A 21,339-nucleotide genomic window follows, 5' to 3' on the forward strand; every position below is an offset into this window, starting at 1 on the left:
TCTTAGGAGGTGAAACACATGCCAAATATTAAATCAGCGATCAAACGTACAAAAACGAATAACGAACGCCGTGCACATAACGTAACAATCAAGTCTGCGATGCGTACTGCGATTAAACAAGTTGAAGTTTCTGTAGCTAACAACGATGCTGAGCAAGCAAAAGCTGCTCTTGCTTCTGCTGCAAAACGCATTGACAAAGCCGTTAAAACTGGTCTTGTACACAAAAACGCAGCTGCGCGTTACAAATCAAGACTTGCTAAACAAGTAAACGGACTTTCTGCATAATGCTTGCAACGCCTCAGTGATGAGGCACCTGTTTAACTGTACGTCCGTCCTGACCGGCCGAGCCTTAAGGACAGACTGGCAATTATACATCTAAACAAAAACGACCCTCTTTTTAGAAGGTCGTTTTTTTATATTCATGCGCCTAACAAACGAAGCAGGAACAATTCTAACAGCAGCTGCTTGTCCTTTTTACCCGTTTTCATTTCGTAATCAATCGTTGAAAGCTCTTTGACGATCTGCTTGAGCTCTTCTTCAGAAAACAGTCTTGCCTGATCCATCGCAAGTTTGACCCGGAATGGGTGGACTTTTAGATTTGAAGCAATTTGTTTTTGTCCATAGCCTTGCTGAGCGAAGTACTTCGTCTGCAAAATCAATCGAAATTGAGTTGAAATGAGTGCTAATATTTTAATGGGTTCCTCATTTTGCTTCAGCAAGTCATAAAACATCTGCATGGCCTCAGAGCGGCGTCTGTTTACAATTTGATTAATCAGCTCGAAAATATTTTGCTCTAAGCTTCTTGCAACGAGCTGATTGACATCCGCTAACTCAATTTCTTCCCGCTCTCCAATATATGTACTTAGCTTCCGAACCTCTTGGAATAGAGAGGAGAGACTCCCGCCGCATAGCATCACAAGCTGCTCAGCCGCTTCAGATGTAATCGCCTTTCCTTCTGTCTTCACCAGTGTGATGGTGAAATCAGTTGTTTCTTTTGGGTTTAACTCTTTCGCCTCAACGACAGCAGCTTTCTTTTTTAGCAATTTGGTGATTTTTTTACGCTCATCCAGCTTTTCATATGGTGCCAATAACACGAGAATGGTATAGGGCGCTGGCTTTTCTAAATAAGCTTCTAATACAGAAAGCTCATGCTCAATCTTTTCCTTTTTCTTTTCAGCTGTAAGAAAATAAGGATTCTTGATCACGACGAGACGCCTTTCTCCCATAAACGGAAATGTTTCTGCATCCGTTACAGCCTGTTCAAGCGGTACTTCTTCCATATCGAAGACGGAGTAATTAAAATCCTTCGTTTCTTCGTCTACTACAGCTTGTCTCAATTTAGCAGCGGTTTCTTGCAGTAAATATGTTTCTTTCCCATATAAGCAATAAACGGGATGGATATCCCCTCGTTTTAAATTGTTCCATACATCAAAGACCATCAATTGAATCCCTCTCTTTCACTTCCTCCTCTATCCTAAAGTGTGTGAAGACATTAGTAAAGAGGAAGCTGAAAGTGCCGCCTCCTCATTTATAGTAAACGTCCGGCGCAAGCTCCCGGGTCAGCCTGCTGTCAGACGATATTCATAAAATGATCATAAAATGGAAAACGGTTACTTTACCTTCTAGCAATTCCAAATGAGTTCAAGTATACTAAAATTAGCCAGGAGGGATGAAAATGAATGAATTTGAAAAAAATGTTCAAAGCAAGCGGAATGATGTGACCGACTCAGCCGTTGGTTTTATCGTCACATTCGGATTTTTCGCCTCAATGTTTATTTTGGCAACCATTATACACCTCGTTGGATCTTAACTTCATGAAGGTTACATGACTGCCGTTTTGGCAGTTTTTTTATTGAGTTTGTAAGATATCATATGGAGGGTGAGTGTAAAACGTTCCTTCCTCATCGAGAAATTCATACGTCACGCTTCCGTCGGTATCTGTACGATACACCTTCATTTGCTGGTCCTTTAATTTCTTCAAAACTTCCTGATGTGGATGCTGATAACGATTGCGTTCACCTGCTGAAATGAGTGCATGTGAGGGCTTGAGATGTTGAAGCCATTCTTCGCTTGTTGACCCTTTACTCCCGTGATGTCCAACCTTTAAGATATCTGCCCATAGATGAGGAAAGGCTTCTATAATGTCTCGCTCCCCTTCTTGTTCAAGATCTCCAGTGAGCATAAACCGCTTCCCGCCTAGAGTAAATGTCAAAACGAGTGAATCATTATTCTTACTTGTCACTTGATCACGCGATGGATGAAGAACTTCAAATATTTGCTCTCCAATCTGAAGCTGATCTCCTCTCTCTAATTCATCAATCATGATCCCTTGATCAGCTGCTTCTTTTAACAGCTCCGCATCCTCTGGACTCCGTGCAAAGCCTTTTGGAATAGCCAGCCGCTTTACTTTATTTCGTTTGATTAAACGAGCTGCTTCTCCCATATGGTCTTGATCCGCATGTGTAAGAATAAGAACATCAAGTTTTGCTATACCTTTAGAATGCAGAAATGGGATCAGCGTTTGATCACCGATCGAAGACACTTTACGCCTTTTTTTCCACGATTCTTCTTCAAAAGAAAGTCTGCCTCCTGTATCCACAAGCAAGTGCCCCTTTCGATAGGGCAGCTGAATAAACAAACTATCCCCCTGTCCTACATCCAGCATCGTCACTTCCCCTTTTTCGAAAAAATTCGGGGTGAAATAGTGTGCACTCAAGACACCAATAAGAAAAAGGATCGGCAGTGCATAGGATTTCACAGAAGTTTTGCACTCCATCACAAATAACAGAACAATTAAGGCGCTCACCTCAAGAAGAATATGCCACCAAGCAGACTTCATAAAAATCAAGTTGAATTCATCAAAAACAGCCATATAGGCTGACAATTGATGACTAAGCTGAATCACCGAATCAAGCAGCTGAAACAATGTTTGTCCAAGCGGAAGATAAATGGTAGTGAGAATAAAAAAGAGTAAGGATAGCGGCATAACGACCGTCGTATATAAAGGAACAAATATCATGTTCAAAGGTACGCTCAGTAAAGAGAATTGGTGAAAATGATATAAAAGAACAGGAAGTGAAGCAAGCTGTGCAATAAAGGAAATCAGGAATAATTGCATGACTGAACTTTTTGCTTTTGATAAAATCCTAGTCGATAACAAAATAAAAAACGTGACCGCGAATGAAAGCTGAAATCCAATATCAAATAAATAAAGAGGATGAATTGCTAATAAGAGTAAAAACGTTGCACTTAATACCACAGCAGAAGGCTGTTTCATTTCTTTTGGCAGACTAGTCATCACTAAATAGATTCCTGCCATGAGGCAAGCTCTTAAAACAGATGGTGCAGCACCTGTCAAACAAGCATAAATAGGAAGAAAGCATAATAGAAGAATACGTGCTGTCTCTCTTGTCACGCCCGCACGAAGGAGACACCAAAATAAACATGCAAGAAGCGTTTGTACATGCAATCCTGAGATCGCTAGTAAATGAATAATGCCAAGCATTTGATAATCTCTTAATGTGTCAGGGTCTATCAACTCACGATCGCCAAAAATAAGTGCCTGTACAATGCCAACAGAGTGTTTAGGCACATGATCTTCTAAAAATTTCAACCCCTTTTGCCTTATCACTTGAAGATAATAGGAAGAACTATCTTTTTTTGTACAGTTTTTGATCGACTGTGGCAGAAAAATGGCGTCAATGCCTTTTGATTTTAAAAATTGATCGTATTGAAACCCGTTAGGAATGGTTGCGTGCTTTGCTGGACGAACATCACCTGTCATGTGACAGCTCATACCAGGTTCTACCTCTTTTAATGCCTCTTTTTCACGCTCTGTTTGAATTGTATAAAAAGTGGCTAGTTGTTCATGGTCTGTTGAAACAGTCGCTGAAAAACGATTGCCATCTGTTTTCGGAATACTTTCAATCACAACGGAACCAGATAGGAATTTTTCTAGCACGGGTTGATCCGTTTCAAGAGACTCATGAATCATAAAAATGAGTATATAGACAGCACCGCATAGGCTGACCATTAAAAAGAGCTGAGGCATTTTTTTCAGTAGGCTGAGAAGTAATATGATGAGAAGAAAGGGAAGGAAATACATATGAAGATGATATGCAGCCAGAGCAATTCCAACAGCTGCTGAAATTGCCCCAAACGGCAAATATTTAAACATAGGAAGTAAATAATTGATTCGCCTTCTCATGCATATCGCGAATTTCTGTTTCGCTAAGTCCTGATTCACTCAGCTTCCCAATTAAATCTGCAACAAAGGCCAATTTTTCTTGATTTTTTAAGTCGATGATCATTTCATCTAATTCAACTTGCTCTGTTTGAACACCCGCCTGCTCGAATAAATCAATCGCATATGGATGATTTTTATAATCCTTTGCATAGTACACTGTTCGTATGCCCGCTTGAATGATGGCTTTACAGCACTGTAAACAAGGAAAATGTGTGACATATATTTCAGCATCAGCTGTAGGTGCACCAAATTTGGCACATTGTAAAATAGCATTCATTTCCGCATGGATGGTGCGAACACAGTGATGATCAATGACATAGCACCCTACATCCGCACAATGAACATCACCGGCAATGGAGCCATTATACCCCCCTGCAATGATGCGCTTGTCCCTTACGATGGTCGCCCCAACAGCTAACCGCTCACAGGTGCTTCGTAAAGCAAGCAAATGGCTTTGTGCCATAAAATATTGATTCCATGAAATTCTTTCCACGAGCTGATCCCTCCAGAATGATGGTTGATATTAAGTGTACATGCCTTTCTTCTCTACCGTCAATTCTACTTCACGGTCAATTGACTTTTCAGCCGTTCAATCGTCTTCTCCCCAAAACCTGAAATGTTCCGCAAGTCTTCAATTTGTTGAAATTCTCCGTGTTCCTCTCTATACGAAATGATGGCTTCTGCTTTAGCTGGTCCTATGCCGTTAATGGTTTGCAATTCGGCTGCATCGGCCTGATTGACATTCACACCCTCACTCTTTTCAACGCCCGTTGATGCGTCAGCTGATGCTGTTTGCGTTTCTCTTTCCGCTTCCCCCTGCTTCCGAACATAAATCATCATACTATCCTCTAATTTAGCTGCTTGGTTGATTTCAATCGAGTCTGCTTTGCTGGTAAAGCCTCCTGCCCTTTGAATCGCTTCCTCTACCCGAGCATCAGATTGAAACGTATAAACACCTGGCTTCCTTACAGCTCCTTTGACCTCTACAAAAATCGTCGATGGCTCTTTTTCTGTCTTTTCTTGTTTGTCTTCTAATGTGACTTGTATGTCTTTATTTTCCTTCAATACACTTGGCTCTCTGCTGTCCTCTCCTTTTCCAGTGAAAAAGAAGAAACTGAAGATGATCACGACTATGAGTCCAGCGGCGATATAAAGACTGTATTTTTTTAATGAAATGAGTCGTTTCACTTACTCACGCTTCTTTCAATCATATTTTTCTACTGCTCAACATACTGTTTAGAAGATAACAGATCCTATGCGTCTAAGGAGGGAGAACGTTTGAATATAGGGTTAATCGGTACAGGAAACATGGGTACCATACTTACTGAGGCATTTATTGAATCAAAGGCAGTCAATCCCTCATCAATTACCATTACAAACCGAACCATTGAAAAAGCGTTCAATATAAAAAAGAACCATCCAGAGCTTGAAGTAACGAAACAGCTTTCAGGGGCTGTCACGAATAAAGATTTCATTTTTGTTTGTGTCAAACCACTTGATATTTATCCACTTTTAAAAGAGCTGAGCCCTCTTTTAACGGAGCAGCAAACCATTGTCATCATTACAAGTCCGGTTCATCCTGAACAGCTTCAGGATATCGTTCCTTGTCAAACAGCCAGGTTGATTCCAAGCATTACAAACCGCGCTTTATCAGGCGCATCACTTTTAACTTTTGGTTCATCATGCAATGCCGCGACAAAAACTGGGTTAAGACAGTTAGCTTCGTGCATTTCAACACCTATCGAGATCCATCATTCAATTACTAGAGCGGCTTCCGATATTGTCAGCTGCGGACCTGCTTTTATCAGTTTTCTCGTTCAGAAAATGATTGAAGCAGCCGTAGAAGAAACGGATATTTCTAAAGAAGAAGCCACCACCTTATCAGAGGATATGCTTGTTGGTCTTGGCCGTTTGATTGAAAAAAGAGTCTATACCCTTCCGACACTGCAAGACAAAGTATGTGTGAAAGGCGGCGTCACTGGTGAAGGCATTAAAGCACTTGAAGCAGGTGTGCAAGATATGTTTCACCGTCTCTTTCAAAACACTCATGAAAAATTCGATGAAGATCTAGAAGCGGTTGCGCATCAATATCCGCCAAGTGTGTTCACTGATGATCGCAGAAATTAATCATCTTTGCAACAAGCGAAAAAAGGGTTTTAAAAAACCATCGTTCTATTAAACGATGGTTTTTGGTTTCTTAGCTGAGATGAAATATCTTTCGGCGAATTCACCGGGGGCTTCATTTGTAAAATCAGCAGTCACTTCTATTTGTTCAAAGCCAGCGGACTCAAGGAACGCTGCATATGTTTCAAATGGAAATGTGCGCTGTTCATGTGTCTCATCATAACGCTGATACATGTCTCCGTCTTTTACAAAAAAGCTTAAATCATGTATGACCGAATACATGTCATCCCCTTTATCACTCTGCCAAATATAGCTGATCTCTTCATCTTGATCTGCATAAGTCGAACCTGGGAATACCTCTTCCATTTTATAAGGCGTATGAACATCAAAAAGTAAAACCCCATCTGCCTCTAAAAGCTGAAACATGTTTTTAAAGGTTTTTTTGACGTCATTTTCGTTTTTTAAGTAATTCAAGGAATCACAGCAAATAACGGCTGCCTGGAAGGCTTGCTCAAAGCCCGTAACTTCTCTCATATCTTGATGTAAAAATTGAATCGACTGCTTTTTCGCCTGCGCTTTTTGCTCCGCAAAGGCCAGCATTTCTTCACTGAGGTCAATTCCTGTGACCTTGTGGCCCTTTTCAGCTAACCGAAGAGAAATCTCTCCAGTTCCACAGCCTACATCGATGATGGCAGCATTCGGCTTCATATACTGCTGGATCCACTGAACCCATTCATCATAAGGTGCATGTGTCATGAGCTCGTCATACACACCTGCAAACCCTTGATAAATCATGAGTTAATGCCAAGTGAAAGCGTTTCTCTCGGCGCATCTCCCCATAGCTTTTCTAGATTGTAGTATCCTCTTTCTTCTTTGTGGAACACATGGGCAATGACATCACCTAGGTCAATCAATACCCATCTTGCTTCATCAAAGCCTTCCATCTTCTTCACTTCGATTCCGCTTTCCTCTGCAAGATGTTTTACTTCTCTTGCAATGGCTTGCACTTGTTTATCAGAATTCCCGTGACAAATGAGAAAATAATCCGCAACAAGTGAGATTCCTTGCATATTAAGGGCAATAATATCCTCAGCCCGTTTATCATCGCATGCTCCAGCTGCGACGTTTAAAATTGATGATGAATCCATCCAAAATTCCTCCTTAGTTGTTCTTATGCACAAGCGAATTGTAAGTAGCAAGCGTATCTGGAAAGACTGGCTGATTCTTTTTCATTAGAAAACTGATGGTGTTTTTTAATGATTGGATCAGTGCACGATCTAGATCATTTTCTGCTAATTCCCTTACTTCTTCGACACCAGGGAAATGACGTCCTGGTTCAATATAATCTGCGACATAAATGACTTTTTCAAGTAAGGTCATGTCTGGTCTGCCGGAAGTATGAAATTCAATAGCTGTTAACACATCTTGATCGTCAATTCCAGCTTCTTTTTTGACCAAATAGGCACCAACCGGGGCGTGCCAAAGCTCGGGCGAATATTCAAGCAATAAAGGGTTCATCTGTTCTTTTTGGATAATCCCCTTCATTTCTTCTTTTGGCCTAAATTTCGCATAATCATGAAAAATAGCGGCGATCTCTGCTTTTTTCACATCTGCACCGAACCGTTCCGCTAATGAAATGGCTGTCTCCATGACTCCGAGTGTATGTGTATATCTATGCTCTGTTAACTGCTCTTTGACACAGTTCAATGCTTCTTCACGATTCATATAAATGATGCTCCTTTATATAACGCTCAACAGCTTTCGGAATCAAATAATCGACAGGGTTCCCCTGCTCTATTCGCTGCCTAATCAATGTCGATGATACATCAAAAGCTGGAACATCTGCAAATAAAAGAGGATATGCCGTACTTCCAACGTAACCCGGCCTTTTCATCCCAATAAAGGTGATCATTTGAAGCAAATCATCGATCCGATGCCATTTTGGCAAATACTCGACCATGTCCGCTCCTATCATAAAAAAGAACTGATCTTCTGGATGACGCTTCTTTAACAGATTCACTGTATCTACCGTATAAGACGGACCCTCCCGCTCCATTTCAATAAGCTCGAGCCGAAAATATGGATTTGCTTGAATCGCCGCCTCCACCATTTTTATGCGGTGATGACTATCTGCTCGTTTCCGTCCAGTTTTATGAGGAGGCATATGGTTTGGGATAAACCAAATTTCATCAAGCCCCACTTGAATCCGCACCTCACTTGCCATTAGCAAATGCCCGTTATGGGGAGGATCAAACGTACCGCCGAACAACCCTATTTTTTTCATATCGCATCCACCTTTACGGCAGCTTAATTTGTTTATTTTCCTTAGATTCTTTGTAAAGGACAATCACATTTCCGATCGTTTGAACGAGCTCAGCCTTTGCACCTTTTACAAGTGCTTTCGCAACTTCTGTTTTGTCCTCGTCACAATTTTGCAATACGCTGACCTTTAACAGTTCTCTTGCTTCAAGCGCCTCGGAAATTTGCTTGACCATATTGTCATTTACCCCGCCTTTTCCAACTTGAAAAATAGGTGATAAATGATGTGCTTGTGCACGTAAAAAACGTTTTTGCTTACCTTTTAACATGGTGTTCCTCCTAATTTCTCTATGACAATTGACTTCATTTTTCCGGCGTCAGGCGTAATGCCTGTCCACAGTTCAAAGGCTCTTACTGCTTGTCCGACAAACATGCCAACCCCATCCACTGTTTTCAAGCCAAAACCTGCTGCTTCCCTAAGCAGTTTTGTTTCTATTGGATTATACACAATATCACAAACGACCGCTGTTTTTTTTGCGTTCACTAAAGAAATCGGGGTTTCTTCAACATTCGGATACATGCCGATCGAGGTCGTATGGATGATGACATCATATTCCCCAAGCCGCTCTTCTGCTGCATTTAATGTGATTGCTTGAGATGTGATTTTTCCCTCTGCACTTTCAATTAAAGCTTCAGCTTTTTCAATGGTGCGGTTCGTAATATCAAAGCTCTTCGGTGCATACTGAGCAATTGTCGTATAAATCGCTCTTGCCGCTCCGCCAGCACCAATCAAGAGAAATGACAGCTCTGATAACGGCTGATCCAAGGCTTCAAGCAATGAATGAAGAAAACCTTCTCCATCTGTATTGTACCCAACGAGCTGATCCCCTTCGCGCCGAACCGTATTGACGGCACCGAGCCGTTCAGCTGTCACATCAATTTTGTCAAGGTACTTCATGATTTCTACCTTGTGAGGAACAGTGACGTTTATGCCGCTTATTCCTAACGCCTTCATGCCGCTAATCGCATCTTTCAGGTCATCATTTTCTACTTGAAAGCCATGATAATGTCCATCAATTCCAGCGTCCTTTAGTGCTGCATTATGAATATCCGGAGACATTGAGTGGCCAACAGGGTTACCGATTACTCCGTATAAAGGTTTCAAGGTCTCTCCCCCTTTGAACATTTAAATTAACGAACGTCTCATAAACACATGAACGCCTTTTGGCGCATAAACTTTGATTTGCTTGCCCGCATCATTTGCAGTAACCCAGCCTAAACCTGAAAAGACGATGTCCATTTTTGGCTGATCAATGGTAAAGGTATGCGGAACGAGCGGCGGGAAATCTTCCATTCCCTCTTTTGATGGCGGTGACAGCAGTTCCCCTGCATGTTTTTCATATAAATCATCTGCGTTCTCGAGCTTTGTCCGGTGAATGTTCAGCTCATTTGGCATATAGCAGACAAATGATGTTCTGCCGCCTTTTACATAATCAAATCGAGCCAGTCCGCCAAAATAAAGCGTTTGTGCTTCATTTAATTGGAACGTTCTCGGTTTCAATTCTTTTTTCGGCGTTAAAATCTTCAGGTCATTTTTGCTGACATAGTGCGCCATTTGATGGCGGTTGATGATGCCCGGCGTATCGAATAAAGCGGACCCGTCATCAAGCGGGATTTCAATCGCATCAAGTGTAGTACCTGGATATTGGGATGTAGTAATGACGTTCTCTTCGCCAGATACTTCTTTGATGATTCGATTGATAAATGTTGATTTTCCAACATTCGTACAGCCGACGACATAGACATTTCTTCCCTCGCGGTAATGATCGATCGCTTCCATCACCTCAGGCACACCCTGGCCTCTGCTTGCACTGATCAAGAAAACATCGATAGGGTTTAATCCGTTTTCCTTTGCTTCCCGTTTCATCCAATGAATTAGACGATCTTTTTTCACGGATTTCGGTAAAATATCCACTTTGTTGCCGACAAGTAAAATCGGATTACCGCCGACGATACGGCTCAGCCCGTTGATCCAGCTTCCGTTAAAGTCAAAAATATCAACGACCTTCACAATGAGAGAATCTGTCTCTCCAATGCTGTGCAATATATTTAAAAAGTCGTCTTCTGTTAAAGAAACATCTTGAATCTCATTGTAGTTCTTTAACCTAAAACAGCGCTGACAGATCACATCTTCTTTCAATAGAGATGCTGCCGGCGCATATCCTAATTGATCTTTATCTTCCGTCTGAATGGCTACACCGCAGCCAATACAAACAACCTTTTCCATTATTACTCTTCCTCCCACTGAATGTGGCCCTTACGCTTTAAGGCTCCTAAAATTCTGCGTTCAATCTGCCTGTTAAACTTTGTGAAAAATCCGTCCGAGGCAGCAACAGGAACGACCAAAATCGTATGGAAGCCATGACGATTCCCGCCAAGAACATCTGTCATGAGCTGATCCCCAATGACAACCACATCTTCTTTTTTCAACTGCATATCAGCGACTGCCTTATTAAAGGCTCTTCCCATAGGCTTTCGCGCTTTATAAATAAACGGGATATGAACCGGTTCAGAAAAAAGCTTGACCCTTTTTTCATTATTGTTTGATACAATCGTCACTTGTATCCCGTGATCTTTCATTTCTTGAAACCATTCAATTAAGCGCGGTGTCGCACTTGGACGGTCCCATTCTACTAGTGTGTTATCTAGATCGGTAATAATTCCTTTTACATTTCGTTCTTTTAATTTTTGCGGTGAAATGTGGAAAATACTTTTCACAAATTCATCCGGTAAGAAATACTTCTTTAGCACAATTTGCACCCTTTCTTCCATTGGTTTTCAGCGATTGTGTCGAATCAAATCACAATTTGTCTGTCTATCGAATACAATGAAAAAGTTTTCGACATATGATGAGGACCTTCAACAGGTGTGGATAATTTTACACACATTATCCACCTATATTTCATCATGCTTTCATTCAATTATAAACACTCTACCCACAAGTTATCCACTTAACCATGTGGATAACAGAACGATTGTTCTTGTTTCCCATTCATGGTAGATTAAAGGTACTTCAAAGACAGTCGATCAACCTATGATGATATGTCTTTTCCTCAAATTTTATGCCAACTTTTTCAGGGGAGGTGTTTTTCCCATCATATGGGTTTCTAGTATGAAAAAGCTGTCAGATGATTTACTTATAGAATCGTATTATAAAGCAAATGAAATGAACTTAAATCGCGACTTCATTGAATTAATTGAGACAGAAATGAAAAGACGTTCGCTCGGGCATATGCTCTCTGTTTCCTCTTAATTCCATATCACAGGAACCATGCCTCCCGAGCACTCTCCTTTTTTAAACTCAGGTGACTGATATTATATCACTTGCGCTATAGGCTTACTACTATTTTCCGTAAAAAACACCCCTTCTGATGAAAGAAGAGGTGTCTTAATTGCAAGGCTGTTCATTCCAAAACCATAACCCTCCGCCTACGACTAAAATGACCACAAGGAACACAACAAGAAAAGCGTAACCGATTCCTGCTCCTTGTGCTGGATAAGGCGAACACGCAGGGTAAGGATAAGGACATCCCCACATATCAGTTACCTCCTTCTAGGAAGATATACTGTTAGACTATGCTGGATGGATGGTCTTGTTTAGGCAGATGGCCATCATTTAAAAATGTTTGATGACATCACGCTCTTTGATTTCGTTATAAATAATTCTCGCCCCTTTTGGTGTCATATGATTGCCAGAAGGGTCGATCAAGCCTGACTGAATCAGGGCATGATCACTATCTTCTCCAGCTTCTCGGATGAAAGCTTTCCAGTTGTCGACAAGCGGTACCTGCTCATCCTTCGCTACTTCTCTTGTGATGTCATTATAAGAGTTTTGCCAAGCTCTTGCCCCGCCTCTCCCGGCAAAATAAGATGACTTATACCTGGAGTAATAATACAAGCCCTTTTTCCCGCCTTCTACAACAGGCACACAGGTCATGAGAATCGGGGTAATGCCTTCTTTTCTACTTTCAGAAATGAAGTAGGTTAAATTTTCTTTAAACCGTTTTTTCGTCACTCGGGGATGTTTCCCGTCTAAAATCGCCGCATCATTCGTACCGAACATGATGAGGACGTAAGTTGGTTTCTGTTTTAAAATATCCTGCTCAAAGCGCAGTTTCGCGTCTTCAGTCGTCTGCCCGCCAATGCCTGCATTCTTCACTTGAATTTGGCCGCGCTCGACGTTTTTCATGAGATTCACCCATTTTTCAGATGTTGGATAATCTCGAAAGTCCCAGTTTGATCCTCTTGTATTGCTGTCACCAAATGCAATGACGCTTTCTTGTACTGGCTTAGAGCACCCAGCAGCAACACATAATAGGATGAAAAGGAAAACATATTTCTTCACAACATTCACCTCCAAAAGCCCTCTTCATATAGTAAACGACAAGACTTTTGGTTTCAATGAATGAATGTTTTTGACGAATGCTGCCTATTGCATCTGAACAGGCATATATGCTTTGTCGTGGTGCAGCAGTTCACTTACTTTTACAAATTCATAGCCCCTCTTCTTCAACTCAGGAATCACTTGTTTCAATGCTTCTACCGTTTGCTTGCGATTTCCCCCGCCATCATGTAAAAGGATAATATCGCCGCCTTGAATATGATCAATAATTCGGCTTGCAATTTTACGTGCGCCTGGTCTTGACCAGTCCTTCGGATCTTGCGTAAAGGACCACATGACCACATCGTACCCTTGCTTTGACAGAATGCGGAATGATTTCATTGTTAAGCGTCCACCAGGAGGGCGAAATAATAAGGGACCGCCAGGCTGGAGTGAAGCGATATGAGCCGCTGATTCTTTTAATTCCCGCTTGATCTCCTTTGACGACAAAAGGTCAAAATACGTATGATTCATCGTATGATTGCCGAGTTCATTCCCTTCGTCCACAATCCGTTCTGCGATCATTGGATAAGCATGGATTCTGCTCCCTATCACAAAAAAGCTTGCATTCACTTGATGCTCCTTCAGCACATCTAATATTTGATTTGTATACACTGGATGAGGTCCATCATCAAAGGTGATCGCAATCTTTTTCCGTTCCGCTCTCATGTCCCAAAAGGCACGTCCCGTTTTTTCAAGATCGACTCGTTTTAATGTATGTGCCTCTACTTCATTAGGAACAAAAGCACCTAGCAGCCATATACACATCAAGATATGCAGCCCTCTCATTCGACCGCCTCCTCCACCGAACATCATTACCGATAAATTGCCCGCTTTCGCATCAATTCATGCAAGCTTCATGGTGATATCTGCTTCTTTTTCAAATAAAAAAAGCCGGCCATATTGGCCCGCTCTTTGTTTCACGTTTGGTTTCTCTCTTCAACTGTCGAACGTTGCTTAGAATTCATACAGACACTCTCCTTCTTGGATTTGATTTTGAGCCCATAATAATTTCTGATAATACTGGTTGGACTTTTTGTATTGTTGAGAGGCTTCTAAGGCTGTCGCAATTTCTAGTGAGATATCCTCTATATAAGAGTATAGGCTAAGTTTTTCCAAATAATCAATGGTTTTTTGCAGTTGGTCTTCATTGATTTCCTGAACATATAAAGCATCCAGATACTCAAACATATGACAGAACAGCTGGTCTTCATGATTCTTTGCAGCCAATTTCCCATCTTCTAATATGCGCAGGGCATCCGCCTGTTCATTCTGTCTAAAAAGCAGCTTCGCCAGCGTATAAAGCGTATGCGGAAGCGTTGGGAGCAGCTCTTTGCGGGCAAGATCAGCGGATTCCGTTAAATATCGTTCCGCTTCCTCTCTATAGCCAAGCTCGCCATAACATTTTCCTAAATTATAGAGCGCTGAACTGTATATGCGCGGGTGATCAATTTGAGATGCGAGCTGTTTTGCCTTTTTTAAATGAGGCAGCGCCCGGTCTTTTCGTTTTAAATCTTGATAATTTCCTGAGATGACAAAGAGACATTGAATGATGCGAATCGTATACGCATCATGCTGATCGTATATTTCCAGCGCCTTTAAAATATGGTGCATGGAGACATGTGTTTGTTTCATTATATAGTAGGCTTCTGCCACTTTAAAATGAAACTCTGCCTGCTCAATATCATCAAATACCATGGACAGCTGCTTTTCTGCGACTCGATAATATTTGACGGCTTCTAAATATTCTTTTTGACTAAATTCATGCATGCCACGAAAAAATGCATGGTAATAATGCAGCATATCAGATAACTCATGATTGGAGTTTTCGATTTTATCGACTAGATTAGATACTGAGAAAGGTTGATATTTTGAAGGGTGTATATAGTCAAGCATGATTTGGTGCCGAAAACACATGAGCTGATAATAAATCAGTAAATGCTGGTCCTCTTCCATCTGTTCAATTTCCGCTTCAACTTCCGCTTTCAAGATTTCCGCATCTGGAACACTGAACTGCCGTATCATTCGATACCATTCATTAATTTTCATACCTACATGTGAAGATAGAACCTTCCCCATGTTCCGAAATTACCCCTTCCTTTTCGGTCTAATATTACATATTTTAGCACGCTTCTTGACCGCCAAGCACCGCAAAGAAACCGCAAACATAAAAAAGAGACGAACTGAAGCACGATTTTTTTGAAAAGGATGATTTTTTCCTCGTACAGACACAGACAATCCCTCCTTCACATACATTTGAGGATATAGGCAGCGGCCTAAACATGGTGGAGGTGAAAATCGTGGCAGGAGTATTTACAGCGATGGGATTGATGGTCAAAGAATTGGTGTTTTTAGTGTCCTATGTCAAAAACAATGCCTTTCCACAGCCCCTTTCTGGAGATGATGAAAAAAAATACTTAGCCCTCATGGCACAGGGCGATGAACACGCAAGAAACATGCTGATTGAACATAACCTTCGGCTCGTCGCCCATATTGTAAAGAAATTTGAAAATACCGGGGAAGACGCTGAAGACCTCATCTCCATCGGGACGATCGGACTCATTAAAGCCATCGAAAGCTATTCCTCTGGAAAAGGAACAAAGCTGGCAACGTATGCGGCGCGGTGTATTGAAAATGAAATTCTCATGCACTTACGCGCGCTCAAAAAAACGAAAAAAGACGTCTCCTTGCATGACCCCATCGGTCAGGATAAAGAAGGCAACGAAATTTCATTAATCGATGTCTTAAAATCCGAAAATGAAGATGTGATCGATACCATTCAGCTCAACATGGAGCTTGAAAAAGTAAAGGAGTATATCGACATTCTCGACGGCCGAGAAAAAGAAGTGATCGTCGGCCGGTTCGGCCTTGATTTAAAGAAAGAAAAAACGCAGCGGGAAATAGCCAAGGAGCTCGGGATATCGCGGAGCTATGTGTCACGTATTGAGAAGCGCGCGCTGATGAAGATGTTTCATGAGTTTTACCGGGCGGAGAAGGAAAAACGGAAACGGGAGAAAGGGAAGTGAGCGGAAAACTTCATAGAGGACTACTTTTCAATAAAAACAGGCCCTCATAAGGTCTGTTTTTATTTTGCCCTTCAAATCTGAAAAGTATATAATTAATATACTTGTATGACAAATAACAATACCTATTGAAAGGAGTGATTTTTATGAAATTCAATCCTGTTTCTAATAAAAAATTATATATACAGATTTATAATCAAATCCTTTCAGAAATACAGTTAGGCTCTTTTAAAGTAGGAGATAAACTTCCTTCTGAAAGAGAACTATGTGAACAATTTGGCGTCAGCCGTGCACCCGTCAGGCAAGCTCTCAGTGCATTAGAAATGAATGGTGTCATTTACTCCCGTCAAGGAGAAGGTGTGTTCGTTAAAAATACGACCATCACCACTGAAGGGACTCTTTCTATGAAATCAGCATCTCCTGAAGATATTGTGGAAGCCCGAATGCACATTGAGCCTTTAATTATCCATTTTGCGGCTTTGAGAGCGACCGATCAAGAGATTGAGGAGCTTAAACAAACGATAAAAAAAATGGAAGAAGAAACACGGTCGGGTGTATATGTTCCTGAAACCGACGAACAACTACATATGGGCATTGCAAGAGCGTCACATAACGATTTATTTGTTACCTTTATGTCTTCTATTACGAATGCTATGAAACAACAGGAAATGTGGAGATTTATTCGTGATCGGACTGTTACTCGTTCAGATTATCGAGAGATCAACTTTCAAGAACACAAAATGATTATAAAAGCACTAGAAGAGCGGAACGCATCAGAAGCCGTAACACGGATGACTGACCATATGCAAAATTTATATGATCGCTACTGGAAAAGCTAAGCTCTCCGCTTATACACATTTTAAAAAAAGTTCTTTTAAAACAAATAAAGGCGTCTAACCGCAAGTCGAACTTGTGAGTTATGCGCCTTTGTTTTTCATTTCAACGTTTTTTTGATTCTAAGCATTTTTCGCATATTCCGTATAAAACCTTAACACCTTCACATCCATGAGCTGTATCAATCATTTCCTCACATTCTTTGCACACAATCGTGTTTTGCGGCACATTTGATTTCTTTTCCATCCTCATATCAGCTCCTTCGTTTTGATATTGTTTTTCGCTTAAACACTTTTACCATTGTTCTTTGTGAATGAAATGGACTCTTCGATGCTGGATTTGTTGTTTGCTTTGACGACCAGTGCTTTTCCTGACTGTTTCACTAAGAGTACAATAATAAGAGAAGCAAATATCATGCTGATACCTAAGAAAATCATACTTATGTGAAAAGAACCTGTTACATCTTTAATATATCCGACTATATAAGGTCCAAAAAATCCACCAAGATTTCCAATACTATTAATCAATGCGATGGCCCCACCCGCTGCTGCGCCTGTTAAAAAAGATGGGGGGATTGCCCAAAATGGAGAATAAGCGCCAAAAGCTCCACACAATGCGATTGTTAAAAATACAAATGACAAGATCACACTTGTGCTAGCAATAAAACTACTTATGATCATAGCAATCGCACTAACAGTTAAACAGGCAGATACATGCCAGCGTCTTTCATTTTTCTTGTCAGAATGATTCCCAACTAGCACCATGACCAAAATGGCAAAGGTGTACATAAGACCCAAAAGCCACCCCATCCCTTGAGTACTCAAAGAAATTGTGTCAGATAACCCCTTTGAGATCGTCGGTAAGAACATGTTAATACCGTAGAACCCAACCATCCAGCAGAAATAGCCTGCCGATAAAATGAGTACATCTCGATCTTTTAAAGCTTGAACGAAGGTATACCGCTTGACTTGTTCTTTTTCAAGTCTTTCTTTTGTTGTGACATGAATAAGCCACTCTTTCTCATCATTATTCAACCACTTTACTTCTTCAATTTTGTCATCTAGATAAAAAAAGGCAATGACACCAAGAATAAGAGCTGGGATGGCTTCTAAAATAAATAACCACTGCCAGCCGGACATATCCAGCCAATTCACCCCTAAGAGAAAGGTTGAGAGCGGAGCGCCAACTGCATTTGCCCCTGGGATTGCCAGCATAAATCCAGCGATGGCTTTGGCATGGTGTTTTGTTTGATAGAAACCGCTCAAATAAAACACCATACATGGATAAAAACTGGCTTCTGCTGCGCCTAATAAGAAACGCGCCGTGTAGAACTGCCATGGTTCTTGTACAAAAGCCATTAAAATCGCAATAATAGCCCAAGTCACCATAATTCTGCTGATCCATTTTCTAGCACCTATCTTCGACATAATCGCACTGCCCGGAACCTCTAGTAAAAAATAACCTAAAAAGAAAATTCCCGCCCCGAGTCCAAATACAGCATTTGAAAATCCTAAATCTTCATTCATTTGAAGAGCAGCAAATCCGATGTTCACACGATCTAAAATGGCGATAACAAAACATAATGACAAAAACGGGATTAGTCGAAGTGTAACCTTACGAGTAGTAGATCTCTCCAATGCTTGTTGATTCAAGCTGATTCCCCCTTAACTTAGCTTTGTCTGACTATACTTGTGAGCTCTCATATTATAAAGCGCTTACAAATGTACGACTGATAGAAAAGAGTGAGGCATAGTCCATGCCCAACTCCATTCATATCACTAGTCCATATGCGAACCACCATTAATATCAATCTCTTCCCCTGTGATATAGGAGGCTTCTTTCGCCGCTAGGAACGCAATAGCAGCCGCAATTTCTTTCGTTTCACCTGGGCGGCCAATCGGTATACTGTCAATCACCTTTTTTGCTTCGCTATTAGAAAGCGACTTCCAGATATCAGTATTCACTAGACCTGGAGCTACACAATTGACAGTGATTCCATCCTTTCCTACTTCACGGGCAAGGTTTTTGGAAAAGCCTAGGACGGCGGCTTTGGAAGCAGAGTAATGCGCACCGCCAAAAACACCGCCTCCTCTTTTGGCTGATACAGAAGACAGGTTGATAATACGGCCATATCTTTGTTTTTTCATTGTTTCTAGAACTGCTTGTGTACACAAGAACAAACCGAACATATTCACACTAAATATTCTTGTCATATCCTCTAGTGTCATGTCCTGAACTGTTACTTTTTGAGAAATACCTGCGTTATTCACTAATATGTCAATTCTGCCGAATGACACAAGTGTTTCTTTCACCATCTGGTCAATCGATTCTTTATTTGTGACATTTACTTCTATACCGATTGCTTTACCACCGGCATTTTTAATCGCTTCTACAGTACACTGAATTCCCTCTTGATTGATATCTGCTACAACGACTGAAGCGCCCTGCTCGGCTAGAGTGAATGCTATGGTTCTCCCAATTCCCTTTTCAGAACCGCTGCCTGTTACGATCGCAACTTGATTTTTTAGGGTAAACATGGCTAATTCCTACTTTCCTATGAAATTATTCAGCATTTCTTTAGCTGTTTTGATTATATTTTCGATGGTAATGCCATTGATCTCCAAAAGCTTTTCATAAGGTGCGGATTCTCCAAAACGATCTTGCACACCGATTCGTTTGACTCTCCCCCGGCCTTCCTCTGCCACTATCTCACATACAGCACTGCCTAATCCGTTTAGAATATTGTGATCCTCTATAGTAATAATAGGTCCAATATTCAGACACTCCATGACAGCTTCTCGATCTAAAGGCTTGATCGTATGCATATCTAAGAGGGTTGCATAAATACCTTGTTTTTCTAATTCCTTGACTGCTTCTAAGGCAAGATGTACTGTATCTCCATTCGCTATAATCGCGATATCTTTACCAGACTTTACTTTCTTTGCTTTGCCGATGATAAATTCTTCATTTTCATCATATATCATCGGCACAGCATCTCGGGTGAAACGCAAATACATTGGACCATATGTTTCTGCTGCCTGTTTGATCAATTTTCTTGTTGAGTAGTAATCAGCTCCCATGATCACTGTCATATTGGGAAATGATCTTAAAACGCCCATATCTTCTATCGCTTGATGACTCCCTCCATCATTTCCTGGTGTTAATCCACCGTGGGAGCAGGCGATCTTTACATTCAAATTGGGATAACATACTTCTTGCCGAATTTGTTCTGCCATACGCAGCGAGCCGAAAACTGCATAGGTGCTGATAAAAGGGATTTTTCCCGTTGTTGCAAGACCAGCTGCCAGGCCGGCACCATTTTGTTCAGCAATTCCGACGTTCACATGCTGATTAGGAAGCTGCTTTATAAATTCTCCTGTTTTGCATGACTTTCCGATATCAATATCTATGACATAAATTTGTTGATTCTCTTTTCCTAATGTAACTATTTCATCACCGAAAGCTTCACGTGTCGCTTTTTTCTTAGTTACTGCTTTTTCAGTTTGACTCATGATTTTAAACCTCCTGCTAGTTCCTCTAATGCCTGCTCATATTCTTCTTCATTTGGCGCAACACCGTGCCATGAGCAGATATCTTCCATATAGGAAACGCCTTTGCCCTTAATGGTATCGGCAACAATACACTTTGGCTTTCCATTTTTCGTTTTTGTTACTTCATTCAGTGTTTCTACAATGTCTTCCATTGAGTGTCCGTCAATTCGTTTTGTTTCAAATCCGAATACTTCAAACTTCTTTTCGATGTCTTGAAGCGGCATAATTTCTTCGCAGAAGCCATCAATTTGCAGGCGGTTATTGTCTACAAACACAATTAAGTTATCCAAGCGATATTTCACTGCGGTTTGGACGGCTTCCCAAATTTGCCCTTCCTGACATTCTCCATCTCCCACCATGACAAATACCCGGTAATCTTTTTCATCCCTTTTGCCTGCAAGTGCCATACCAACGCCGCAAGAAAGTCCTTGACCTAATGAGCCTGTGGAGATATCAATTCCCGGACATTTCTTCATATCAGGATGACCTTGAAAAGGTGAACCGTACTGCCGTAATTTGTATACGTTTTCAAAAGAGACATAACCTTTCATAGCTAGAGCTGCATATTGAATAGGTGCCACATGTCCTTTCGATAAAACAAAGCGATCTCGATCTTCCCAATGTGGTTTTTGGGGATTGATATTCATTTCTTTAAAATAAAGGGCGGTAATGATATCAGCAGCTGATAAGGAACCTCCTGGATGACCCGATTGCGCTTCGTAAATCATCGTTATCGCCGTTTTTCTGAGCTCGATGGCTTTTGCTTTGAGTTCTGCCACACTTCTGTCTTTCATTCCGATCACCTCGATTATTTTTTAAGTTATAACTTGAATTCTTAGTTACTTGTTCACTTGTATGACA

At 41.1% G+C, this 21,339-nt stretch carries 27 protein-coding genes; 6 read left to right on the forward strand and 21 right to left on the reverse strand.

All coding sequences use genetic code 11. The annotated features are described in order from the left end of the window. Positions 1-18 precede the first annotated feature (18 nt). Positions 19-285: a 30S ribosomal protein S20 gene (gene rpsT, locus H7F25_RS10495; RefSeq protein ID WP_024423042.1), complete on the forward strand. Its 267-nt coding sequence runs from the start codon at positions 19-21 to the stop codon at positions 283-285. Positions 286-419: 134 nt separating this feature from the next. Here the strand turns inward: rpsT and holA are convergent, their stop codons facing one another. Next, positions 420-1,439 (reverse strand): DNA polymerase III subunit delta, encoded by a 1,020-nt coding sequence (gene holA / locus H7F25_RS10500; protein WP_024423043.1) that lies wholly within the window; start codon positions 1,437-1,439, stop codon positions 420-422. 236 nt (positions 1,440-1,675) lie between these two features. Here holA and H7F25_RS10505 point away from each other — a divergent pair, with 236 nt between their 5' ends. After that, positions 1,676-1,810: a YqzM family protein gene (locus H7F25_RS10505; protein ID WP_012010638.1), complete on the forward strand. Its 135-nt coding sequence runs from the start codon at positions 1,676-1,678 to the stop codon at positions 1,808-1,810. 39 nt (positions 1,811-1,849) lie between these two features. Here H7F25_RS10505 and H7F25_RS10510 read toward each other — a convergent pair whose 3' ends face one another. The 3 genes from H7F25_RS10510 to H7F25_RS10520 form a co-directional block, all read right to left on the reverse strand. Then, on the reverse strand, positions 1,850-4,177 hold the full coding sequence (locus tag H7F25_RS10510; RefSeq protein WP_185854539.1) for a DNA internalization-related competence protein ComEC/Rec2: 2,328 nt from the start codon (positions 4,175-4,177) through the stop codon (positions 1,850-1,852). Continuing rightward, on the reverse strand, positions 4,170-4,739 hold the full coding sequence (locus tag H7F25_RS10515) for a ComE operon protein 2 (protein WP_024423045.1): 570 nt from the start codon (positions 4,737-4,739) through the stop codon (positions 4,170-4,172). Before H7F25_RS10515 ends, H7F25_RS10510 begins: the two co-directional genes overlap by 8 nt. 65 nt (positions 4,740-4,804) lie before the next feature. Next, positions 4,805-5,434, reverse strand: a complete 630-nt coding sequence (locus H7F25_RS10520) for a helix-hairpin-helix domain-containing protein (RefSeq protein WP_185853694.1) — start codon at positions 5,432-5,434, stop codon at positions 4,805-4,807. Between the two features lie 90 nt (positions 5,435-5,524). Here H7F25_RS10520 and comER point away from each other — a divergent pair, with 90 nt between their 5' ends. Next, entirely contained in the window at positions 5,525-6,373 is an 849-nt protein-coding gene (gene comER / locus H7F25_RS10525; protein ID WP_185853695.1) for a late competence protein ComER, read from the forward strand. A 48-nt stretch (positions 6,374-6,421) separates the two neighbouring features. Here comER and H7F25_RS10530 read toward each other — a convergent pair whose 3' ends face one another. Genes H7F25_RS10530 through H7F25_RS10565 form a run of 8 tightly spaced genes read right to left on the reverse strand, consistent with a single transcriptional unit; the run spans position 6,422 to position 11,440 of the window. Beyond that, a complete protein-coding gene (locus H7F25_RS10530) occupies positions 6,422-7,165 on the reverse strand; it encodes a class I SAM-dependent DNA methyltransferase (RefSeq protein WP_044332146.1) in 744 nt (247 codons plus the stop codon). Further along, positions 7,162-7,518, reverse strand: coding sequence for a ribosome silencing factor (gene rsfS, locus H7F25_RS10535; protein WP_003217467.1), 357 nt, complete (start codon positions 7,516-7,518; stop codon positions 7,162-7,164). The genes H7F25_RS10530 and rsfS overlap by 4 nt, the downstream gene beginning before the upstream one ends. 13 nt (positions 7,519-7,531) lie before the next feature. After that, positions 7,532-8,095: a bis(5'-nucleosyl)-tetraphosphatase (symmetrical) YqeK gene (yqeK, locus tag H7F25_RS10540; protein WP_087975784.1), complete on the reverse strand. Its 564-nt coding sequence runs from the start codon at positions 8,093-8,095 to the stop codon at positions 7,532-7,534. Then, positions 8,085-8,654: a nicotinate-nucleotide adenylyltransferase gene (locus H7F25_RS10545; RefSeq protein WP_044332152.1), complete on the reverse strand. Its 570-nt coding sequence runs from the start codon at positions 8,652-8,654 to the stop codon at positions 8,085-8,087. Before H7F25_RS10545 ends, yqeK begins: the two co-directional genes overlap by 11 nt. Before the next feature lie 13 nt (positions 8,655-8,667). Further along, a complete protein-coding gene (gene yhbY, locus H7F25_RS10550) occupies positions 8,668-8,958 on the reverse strand; it encodes a ribosome assembly RNA-binding protein YhbY (protein WP_008342507.1) in 291 nt (96 codons plus the stop codon). After that, positions 8,952-9,794: a shikimate dehydrogenase gene (aroE, locus tag H7F25_RS10555; RefSeq protein WP_185853696.1), complete on the reverse strand. Its 843-nt coding sequence runs from the start codon at positions 9,792-9,794 to the stop codon at positions 8,952-8,954. The genes yhbY and aroE overlap by 7 nt, the downstream gene beginning before the upstream one ends. 21 nt (positions 9,795-9,815) lie before the next feature. After that, positions 9,816-10,916, reverse strand: coding sequence for a ribosome biogenesis GTPase YqeH (gene yqeH / locus H7F25_RS10560; protein WP_034661381.1), 1,101 nt, complete (start codon positions 10,914-10,916; stop codon positions 9,816-9,818). A gap of 2 nt (positions 10,917-10,918) precedes the next feature. Next, positions 10,919-11,440, reverse strand: coding sequence for a YqeG family HAD IIIA-type phosphatase (locus H7F25_RS10565; RefSeq protein WP_008356191.1), 522 nt, complete (start codon positions 11,438-11,440; stop codon positions 10,919-10,921). 361 nt (positions 11,441-11,801) lie between these two features. Here H7F25_RS10565 and H7F25_RS10570 point away from each other — a divergent pair, with 361 nt between their 5' ends. Next, on the forward strand, positions 11,802-11,942 hold the full coding sequence (locus H7F25_RS10570; RefSeq protein ID WP_003217327.1) for a sporulation histidine kinase inhibitor Sda: 141 nt from the start codon (positions 11,802-11,804) through the stop codon (positions 11,940-11,942). A 135-nt stretch (positions 11,943-12,077) separates the two neighbouring features. On the opposite strand, the gene H7F25_RS10575 is transcribed toward H7F25_RS10570, so the two are convergent. The 4 genes from H7F25_RS10575 to H7F25_RS10590 form a co-directional block, all read right to left on the reverse strand. Continuing rightward, positions 12,078-12,227 (reverse strand): hypothetical protein, encoded by a 150-nt coding sequence (locus H7F25_RS10575; protein WP_162842499.1) that lies wholly within the window; start codon positions 12,225-12,227, stop codon positions 12,078-12,080. A gap of 78 nt (positions 12,228-12,305) precedes the next feature. Beyond that, positions 12,306-13,034 (reverse strand): SGNH/GDSL hydrolase family protein, encoded by a 729-nt coding sequence (locus H7F25_RS10580; RefSeq protein WP_024423053.1) that lies wholly within the window; start codon positions 13,032-13,034, stop codon positions 12,306-12,308. Between the two features lie 84 nt (positions 13,035-13,118). Beyond that, positions 13,119-13,859, reverse strand: coding sequence for a polysaccharide deacetylase family protein (locus H7F25_RS10585; RefSeq protein ID WP_185853697.1), 741 nt, complete (start codon positions 13,857-13,859; stop codon positions 13,119-13,121). A gap of 168 nt (positions 13,860-14,027) precedes the next feature. Continuing rightward, positions 14,028-15,149 (reverse strand): tetratricopeptide repeat protein, encoded by a 1,122-nt coding sequence (locus H7F25_RS10590; protein ID WP_185853698.1) that lies wholly within the window; start codon positions 15,147-15,149, stop codon positions 14,028-14,030. Between the two features lie 218 nt (positions 15,150-15,367). On the opposite strand from H7F25_RS10590, the gene sigK reads away from it, so the two are divergent. Both sigK and H7F25_RS10600 read left to right on the forward strand, forming a co-directional pair. Next, the gene (gene sigK / locus H7F25_RS10595) at positions 15,368-16,096 is read left to right on the forward strand and encodes an RNA polymerase sporulation sigma factor SigK (protein WP_034738387.1); all 729 of its coding nucleotides are present in this window, start codon (positions 15,368-15,370) and stop codon (positions 16,094-16,096) included. 134 nt (positions 16,097-16,230) lie between these two features. After that, complete coding sequence (locus H7F25_RS10600) at positions 16,231-16,932, forward strand: FadR/GntR family transcriptional regulator (protein WP_024423055.1); 702 nt, start codon at positions 16,231-16,233, stop codon at positions 16,930-16,932. A 100-nt stretch (positions 16,933-17,032) separates the two neighbouring features. Here H7F25_RS10600 and H7F25_RS10605 read toward each other — a convergent pair whose 3' ends face one another. From H7F25_RS10605 to H7F25_RS10625, 5 genes are all read right to left on the reverse strand, one after another. Continuing rightward, positions 17,033-17,173: a GapA-binding peptide SR1P gene (locus tag H7F25_RS10605; RefSeq protein ID WP_117590472.1), complete on the reverse strand. Its 141-nt coding sequence runs from the start codon at positions 17,171-17,173 to the stop codon at positions 17,033-17,035. 38 nt (positions 17,174-17,211) lie between these two features. Continuing rightward, entirely contained in the window at positions 17,212-18,579 is a 1,368-nt protein-coding gene (locus H7F25_RS10610) for an MFS transporter (protein WP_025092867.1), read from the reverse strand. Positions 18,580-18,705: 126 nt separating this feature from the next. Continuing rightward, positions 18,706-19,464, reverse strand: coding sequence for an SDR family NAD(P)-dependent oxidoreductase (locus H7F25_RS10615; protein ID WP_025092866.1), 759 nt, complete (start codon positions 19,462-19,464; stop codon positions 18,706-18,708). Positions 19,465-19,473: 9 nt separating this feature from the next. Further along, entirely contained in the window at positions 19,474-20,439 is a 966-nt protein-coding gene (locus H7F25_RS10620) for a transketolase family protein (protein ID WP_024423057.1), read from the reverse strand. Next, on the reverse strand, positions 20,436-21,272 hold the full coding sequence (locus H7F25_RS10625) for a transketolase (protein ID WP_185853699.1): 837 nt from the start codon (positions 21,270-21,272) through the stop codon (positions 20,436-20,438). The genes H7F25_RS10620 and H7F25_RS10625 overlap by 4 nt, the downstream gene beginning before the upstream one ends. Between the last annotated feature and the right edge of the window lie 67 nt (positions 21,273-21,339).

Source organism: Bacillus sp. PAMC28571, from assembly GCF_014250435.1.
GTDB lineage: Bacteria > Bacillota > Bacilli > Bacillales > Bacillaceae > Bacillus > Bacillus safensis.

Bases quoted from the DNA above. Each gene is read 5' to 3' on its own strand.
- H7F25_RS10605 (WP_117590472.1), bottom strand. From the start codon at position 17,173: ATGGAAAAGAAATCAAATGTGCCGCAAAACACGATTGTGTGCAAAGAA.
- H7F25_RS10510 (WP_185854539.1), bottom strand. From the start codon at position 4,177: ATGTTTAAATATTTGCCGTTTGGGGCAATTTCAGCAGCTGTTGGAATT.
- yhbY (WP_008342507.1), bottom strand. From the start codon at position 8,958: ATGTTAAAAGGTAAGCAAAAACGTTTTTTACGTGCACAAGCACATCAT.
- H7F25_RS10585 (WP_185853697.1), bottom strand. From the start codon at position 13,859: ATGAGAGGGCTGCATATCTTGATGTGTATATGGCTGCTAGGTGCTTTT.
- H7F25_RS10590 (WP_185853698.1), bottom strand. From the start codon at position 15,149: ATGGGGAAGGTTCTATCTTCACATGTAGGTATGAAAATTAATGAATGG.
- H7F25_RS10505 (WP_012010638.1), top strand. From the start codon at position 1,676: ATGAATGAATTTGAAAAAAATGTTCAAAGCAAGCGGAATGATGTGACC.
- H7F25_RS10575 (WP_162842499.1), bottom strand. From the start codon at position 12,227: ATGTGGGGATGTCCTTATCCTTACCCTGCGTGTTCGCCTTATCCAGCA.
- H7F25_RS10545 (WP_044332152.1), bottom strand. From the start codon at position 8,654: ATGAAAAAAATAGGGTTGTTCGGCGGTACGTTTGATCCTCCCCATAAC.
- H7F25_RS10615 (WP_025092866.1), bottom strand. From the start codon at position 19,464: ATGTTTACCCTAAAAAATCAAGTTGCGATCGTAACAGGCAGCGGTTCT.
- yqeK (WP_087975784.1), bottom strand. From the start codon at position 8,095: ATGAATCGTGAAGAAGCATTGAACTGTGTCAAAGAGCAGTTAACAGAG.
- H7F25_RS10530 (WP_044332146.1), bottom strand. From the start codon at position 7,165: ATGATTTATCAAGGGTTTGCAGGTGTGTATGACGAGCTCATGACACAT.
- H7F25_RS10570 (WP_003217327.1), top strand. From the start codon at position 11,802: ATGAAAAAGCTGTCAGATGATTTACTTATAGAATCGTATTATAAAGCA.
- rpsT (WP_024423042.1), top strand. From the start codon at position 19: ATGCCAAATATTAAATCAGCGATCAAACGTACAAAAACGAATAACGAA.
- H7F25_RS10620 (WP_024423057.1), bottom strand. From the start codon at position 20,439: ATGAGTCAAACTGAAAAAGCAGTAACTAAGAAAAAAGCGACACGTGAA.
- holA (WP_024423043.1), bottom strand. From the start codon at position 1,439: ATGGTCTTTGATGTATGGAACAATTTAAAACGAGGGGATATCCATCCC.
- rsfS (WP_003217467.1), bottom strand. From the start codon at position 7,518: ATGGATTCATCATCAATTTTAAACGTCGCAGCTGGAGCATGCGATGAT.
- H7F25_RS10625 (WP_185853699.1), bottom strand. From the start codon at position 21,272: ATGAAAGACAGAAGTGTGGCAGAACTCAAAGCAAAAGCCATCGAGCTC.
- yqeH (WP_034661381.1), bottom strand. From the start codon at position 10,916: ATGGAAAAGGTTGTTTGTATTGGCTGCGGTGTAGCCATTCAGACGGAA.